The sequence below is a fragment of the Arenimonas sp. genome (assembly GCF_019459675.1).
GTDB lineage: Bacteria > Pseudomonadota > Gammaproteobacteria > Xanthomonadales > Xanthomonadaceae > Arenimonas.
On the sequence record NZ_JAIBFH010000224.1, the window covers coordinates 1 to 5617 of the forward strand.

Here is a 5617-nt window from a genome sequence, read left to right on the forward strand (position 1 = left end):
GGCGCGGCGGCGCGGGCGCCGCCATCCAGCGTCACCCCGGTGGCCGAGCCTCCGGCCACCGATTCCACGCGCAGGCGCGCTGCTTCGGCCGCCGTGCGGTCGCCGTAGGGCCCCACGCGCAGGCGCATGGCGGGCTTGCCGGACACGTCCACCGACTCGCTGCTCAGCGGCAACCCCGCCGCCCGCAGCCGATCGGCCAGCGCGCGGGCGTTGTCGAGGTTGGAATAGCTGCCCACGTTCACCACGTAGCGGCCGGCCGCCGCGCTGGCGGGCAGCGGTTGGGCGGGTGCAGGCGCGGGCGCGGCGACCGGCGCCGGAACCACCGTGGGCGCAGGCGCCGCCGCAGGCAACGGCGCGGACGATTCCGCCAGGCCAGTGGCGGCATCCACGGCCTGCACGGTGCCGGACTCCGGTACGGGATCAGGTTCGGCGGCCGGGTCGAACTCGGTGCGCGCCGCAGGCTGGCCGCTCTGGTCGACCGTGGCCACGGCATTGGGGTCGTCGCTGGCGGCGGGGCGCGTCTGCATGCCCAGCACGCCGCCGTCGGCGGTCACCGGCCCGGGTGCGGTCAGCGGCAGTTCGCGGGTTTCAAAGGCCTGGTCGGGCGCCGACGGCATCTCCAGCGGAACGCGCGCGGCGTCCGGTTCGGCGGTGTCGGGCCCTTTGAGCAGCATGGGCAGGAAGATCATCGCCAGCGCCACCAGCACGGCGGCGCCGATCAGGCGCTGTTTCAGGGCTGAATCCATTGGGGCGGGGTCCGGCCGGGGAGTGGCGCGAATTATAGCCGGGATGCCGCGCCCCAAGGCTCAGCCGCTGGCCAAGGCTTCAGCCGCGGTGTGGAAAGAGCCGAAGACCAGCACTCGGCCATCCGCTCCCGCCTCCTGGGCTGCCGCCGCCAGCGCCGCAGCCAGGCTGGGGTGCAGGCGGACCAGCGCGGGATCGAGCGCTCCCGCCAGCCGATCCGCCAGCGCTGCGGCGTCCAGGCCACGGGGCCCGGCGTCGGTGATCGGCCCGAGGTGCCAGGCCACCACATGCGGCGCCACCGGCGCGACGATGCCGGCCATGTCCTTGTCGGCCAGCGCGCTGAACACCGCCACCGTCCGGCGCGGGTGCGCGTGCAGCCACGCGCCCAGCTGGCGGGCACCCTGGGGGTTATGGGCCACGTCCACCACGCGCTCTGGCCGGCCGGGCAACCGCTGCAGCCGGCCCGGCGCCTTCGCCGACCGCACGCCCTCGCGGATCGCTGCCTTGGTGATGGGCAGGTCCGATGCGCGCAGCGCGGCAATGGCGGCGGCGGCATTGTCGCGCTGCGCCGGCGCCTGCATGCCCGGATTGGGCAGGTCCACCTGGTAGCCCGGCTCGCGCCAGCGCCAGCCTTCTGGCCGGTCGTCCAGCAGGTAGTCGCTGTGGCCCCGGATCGCAAACGCGCCGATTTCATAGGCCCGGCGCAGCACCGACGACGGCGGATCCTTTTCGGCCAGCACGCAGGGCTTGCCCGCGCGCAGGATGCCGGCCTTCTCCGCACCGATGGCTTCGCGGTCGTTGCCGAGGAAGGCCTGGTGGTCCAGGTCCACGGTGGTGATCACCGCCACGTCCGGATCGACGATGTTGGTGGAGTCCAGCCGGCCGCCCATGCCGACTTCGAGGATGGCCAGGTCGAGCCCCGAGTCCTCGAGCACGATCAGCGCCGCCAGCGTGCCGAACTCGAAGTAGGTCAGCGCGATGTCGCCGCGCGCCGTCTCGATGCGCTCGAACGCCGCCACCAGCGCCTGGTCGGACACATCCCGGCCGTCGATCCGGATGCGCTCGTTGTAGCGCAGCAGGTGCGGCGACGTGAACGCACCCACCCGCAGCCCCGCCGCGCGCGCGATCGCTTCGATGAAGGCAACGGTGGAGCCCTTGCCGTTGGTGCCGGCCACGGTGATGACGCAGCCTCCGGGGCGACCCAGCCCCAGCTGCCGCGAAACGGCGGCCACGCGCTCCAGGCCCAGGGCGATGTCGCGCGGGTGCAGGGTCTGCTGGTAGTCGAGCCACTGGCCGAGGTCACGCTTCATGGCGCCATTATTGCCCGGCCGGGGCCATTGGCGGCGCCGGCGGGTTAAACTAGCGCCCTGTCCCTATCCGAGTCCGAGCCCGCCCATGGCCAAGCCCAACTATTCATTCGAAAAGCGCCAGCGCGAACTCGCCAAGCAGAAGAAAAAGGCCGAAAAGGACGCCGAAAAGGCGGCCCGCAAGCGCGCCGGGGAACCGGCCGAGGGCGAGCCCGAGGCCGGGTCCGACGCCGGCGACGACAGCGCCCCGCCCCCCTCAGCCGACTGAGCCGGGCCTGGCGACGGCGCTGGCGGCGCTGGCGCGGTAAATCGAGAATTCACTGAGCTGAGGCTGGCGCGCACACGGGTGTAGCCACGCTCAGAGCGCGCGGTGCACCGCTTCGCCGAACAGCGTGGTGTGGTGGCTGCAGTCGTTCATGCGCACGACGTCCAGCGACGACACCGACTCGCCCTCCAGCAGGTTGAGCGTGGTGGGTGCCTGGCGGAAGCTCCACATCCGCACCAGCGGCAGGCCCAGGATCCGGCACAGGATCACCCGGTTCACCGCGTCGTGGGCCACCACCAGCAGGGTGTCGTCGGCGCCCAGTCCGTCGCAGGCCCGCGCGAACGCCGGCCAGGCGCGGTCCAGCACCTGGGTGATCGACTCGCCGCCTTCGCCGGGCATCTGCACGGTTTCAGGTGCATCGCGCCACGCCTGCAGCAGCACGGGATCGCGCGCGCGGATCTCCGAGGCCAACAGGCCTTCCCAGTCCCCGTGGCCGATTTCCATCAGGCCTTCATCGAAACGGAGCATCGGGGTTCGCGCCTCGCCCAGCGCAAGCTCGGCGGTGCGGCGCGCGCGGCCCAGGGGAGACGCCACGGCGTGCGTGATGCCTACGCCCGCCAGCCTGTCGCCCAGCAGCCGCGCCTGGCGCTCACCGTTGTCCGAAAGCGCTATGTCGCGCTTGCCCTGGTAGCGGCCTTCCGCATTCCAGGGCGTTTCACCGTGACGCGCCAGCAGCACCTTCATCTTTTTACTCCCCATTTGATCACGCGATGGTAGCGTCCGCCCCGGCTCCGGCATAGCCGCGGACCATGACCAATGGCCTACACGCCCGGGATGCCCGATGCCCTAATCTCGGGCGTCTTCCCTCCGCCTCTGGATCGCCATGACCCTGCGCCCGATCAAGCCGCTTGCCCTCGCCTTCTCGATCACGGTTGCGCTGGCAGCCTGCCAGAACACCGGAGGCGCGGCCCAGTCCGCCGCCGCTGCACCGACGGGCACCGTCGCGCCGCTGAAGGTGGACTTCTCGAAAGTCGACGCACCTGCGATTTCGCTGCAGGCTTCCGATGTGGATACCAGCATCGCCGCCTGCCAGGACTTCAACGGCTTCGTGAACTCCAAGTGGCTGGCCGCCAACCCCGTGCCGGCCGACCGCACCACCTGGGGCGCCTTCCCGGCGCTGGGCGAGCGCTCGCTGCACATCCAGCACGAGATCGCCAAGGCGGCCGCGGCATCGGCGCACCCGGCGGGCACGATGGAGCGCAAGGTCGGCGACTTCTTCGCCGCCGGCATGGACGAGGCCGCCATCGAGGCCGCCGGCATCACGCCCATCCAGCCCGAACTCGACCGCATTGCCGCCATCACCAGCAACGCCGGGCTGCCGGCCTACCTGGGCCAGGCCTACGCCAACGGCATGGGCATGGCGTTCGGCTTCTACGCCGGCGCCGACTACGCCGATTCGAACATGAACATCGCCTACGCCCAGCAGGGCGGCCTGTCGCTGCCCGAACGGGCCTATTACCTTGAAGATCGCGAGGACTACAAGACGGCCCGCGCGGCCTTCCTTCTCCACGTGGAAAAGCTGCTCAGCCTGGCCGGCGCGGAGCCTGAAGCGGCCAAGGCGCAGGCGCAGCAGGTGCTGGCGTTCGAAACCCGCCTGGCCACGGCATCGCTGGGCCGCGTGGAGCTGCGCGATCCGGCGCTGCGCTATGTGCCGGTGGCCCTGGAGGCCGCCGACGCCAGTACGCCGAACTTCTCCTGGACCGCGTTCTTCACCGCCCTGGACGTGCCTGCGCCGGAAATGTTCTCGCTGGCCCATCCGCAGTTCTTCCAGGAGTTCGACGCCATGCTGGCCGACGTGCCGCTGGCGCAGTGGCAGGCGTGGCTGCGCTTCCGCACCATCGACAGCGCGTCGCCCTACCTGAGCAGTGCGTTCGAAACCGCCAACTTCGCGTTCTACCGCCAGACGCTGGCCGGACAAAAGGAAATGCCGCCGCGCTGGAAGCGCGTCCTGGGCGCGCTCAACGGCAGCATGGGCGAGGGCTTTGGCCAGCTTTACGTCGCACAGGCCTTCCCGCCCGAATCCAAGGTGAAAATGGAAGCGCTGGTGGCCAACCTGATGCTGGCCCTCAAGGGCCGCCTCGAAAACCTGGAGTGGATGAGCCCGGAAACCAAGACCCGCGCGCTCGAGAAGTGGTCAAGCTTCACGCCCAAGATCGGCTACCCGGACAAGTGGCGCGACTGGAGCGGCCTGGACGTGGCCAAGGATAGCTATGCCGGCAACCTGATGGCCGCCAGCGCGTTCAACTATCGCTTCAACCTCGACAAGGTCGGCCAGCCGGTGGACCGCAGCGAGTGGGGCATGAGCCCGCAGACGGTGAACGCCTACTACCGCTCCACCGCCAACGAGATCGTGTTCCCGGCCGCCATCCTGCAGCCGCCGTTCTTCGACGCCAACGCCGACGATGCGCTCAACTACGGCGGCATCGGCGCGGTGATCGGCCACGAGATGCTGCACGGCTTCGACGACCAGGGCAGCAAGTTCGACGCCAAGGGCAACATGTCCAACTGGTGGACCGACGCCGACCGCGAGAACTTCAACGCCCGCACCGGCAAGCTGGCGGCGCAGTACAGCGCCTACGAGGCGCTGCCCGGCCTGTTCGTCAACGGCCAGCTGGGCCTGGGCGAGAACATCGCCGACCTGGGCGGTGTGACCGTGGCCCTGGATGCGCTCACCGCCGCGCAGGGCAATGCGTTCACCGACCCGATGGTGGACGGCTATTCGCAGCAACAGCGCTTCTTCATGAACTGGGCCACGGTCTGGCGCATCGCCTTCACCGAGGCGCAGCTCAAGCAGCAGATCACGGTCGGCCCGCACTCGCCGGGCATGTTCCGCGCCATCGGTGCGCCGTCGAACCTGCCGGCCTTCGCCCAGGCGTTCTCCTGCAAGCCCGGCGACAAGATGGTCCGGCCAGAGGCAGACCGGGTCGTCATCTGGTGACACGCGCTGGACCTCCCCGGGCGGCCAGGCCGTCCGGGGGTCGGGGTGTTCGAAAAAAACCTGACGGGGACGGCCGGAAAAGGCTCACGGCCGCGTTGAGGTTTGATAAGTTTGGCGGTGTGCCCGGTCCAACCCGGGTTACCGGCTCTGCACCGCTTTACACGGACCGCCACGTCGGCGGATTGAAGCCCAGCCTTGCACCAATTCAGGGGATCCAGACATCGTGACCAACTCCAACCGCAAGTACCGCCTGCGCGCCATCGCCGCGGCCACCGCCCTCGCCTTTTCCGTCTCGCCCCCCAG

General features: G+C 70.2%; 5 protein-coding genes. 2 read left to right on the forward strand and 3 right to left on the reverse strand.

Annotated elements, in window-relative coordinates; genetic code table 11:
* The coding region (locus tag K0M70_RS07600) for an SPOR domain-containing protein (RefSeq protein WP_290781172.1) at positions 1 to 746 on the reverse strand (746 nt) is incomplete at its 3' end.
* A gap of 60 nt (positions 747 to 806) precedes the next feature.
* Positions 807 to 2054 (reverse strand): bifunctional tetrahydrofolate synthase/dihydrofolate synthase, encoded by a 1248-nt coding sequence (gene folC / locus K0M70_RS07605; RefSeq protein WP_290781173.1) that lies wholly within the window; start codon positions 2052 to 2054, stop codon positions 807 to 809.
* An 85-nt stretch (positions 2055 to 2139) separates the two neighbouring features.
* Here folC and K0M70_RS07610 point away from each other — a divergent pair, with 85 nt between their 5' ends.
* Entirely contained in the window at positions 2140 to 2319 is a 180-nt protein-coding gene (locus tag K0M70_RS07610; protein ID WP_290781174.1) for a hypothetical protein, read from the forward strand.
* A gap of 90 nt (positions 2320 to 2409) precedes the next feature.
* Here K0M70_RS07610 and K0M70_RS07615 read toward each other — a convergent pair whose 3' ends face one another.
* The gene (locus K0M70_RS07615) at positions 2410 to 3060 is read right to left on the reverse strand and encodes a histidine phosphatase family protein (protein WP_290781175.1); all 651 of its coding nucleotides are present in this window, start codon (positions 3058 to 3060) and stop codon (positions 2410 to 2412) included.
* A gap of 139 nt (positions 3061 to 3199) precedes the next feature.
* Between K0M70_RS07615 and K0M70_RS07620 the strand changes: the two genes are divergently transcribed.
* Entirely contained in the window at positions 3200 to 5314 is a 2115-nt protein-coding gene (locus tag K0M70_RS07620) for a M13-type metalloendopeptidase (protein WP_290781178.1), read from the forward strand.
* Positions 5315 to 5617 lie beyond the last annotated feature (303 nt).

Coding starts and splice junctions, on each gene's coding strand:
- folC (WP_290781173.1), bottom strand. CDS start 2,054: ATGAAGCGTGACCTCGGCCAGTGGCTCGACTACCAGCAGACCCTGCAC.
- K0M70_RS07610 (WP_290781174.1), top strand. CDS start 2,140: ATGGCCAAGCCCAACTATTCATTCGAAAAGCGCCAGCGCGAACTCGCC.
- K0M70_RS07615 (WP_290781175.1), bottom strand. CDS start 3,060: ATGAAGGTGCTGCTGGCGCGTCACGGTGAAACGCCCTGGAATGCGGAA.
- K0M70_RS07620 (WP_290781178.1), top strand. CDS start 3,200: ATGACCCTGCGCCCGATCAAGCCGCTTGCCCTCGCCTTCTCGATCACG.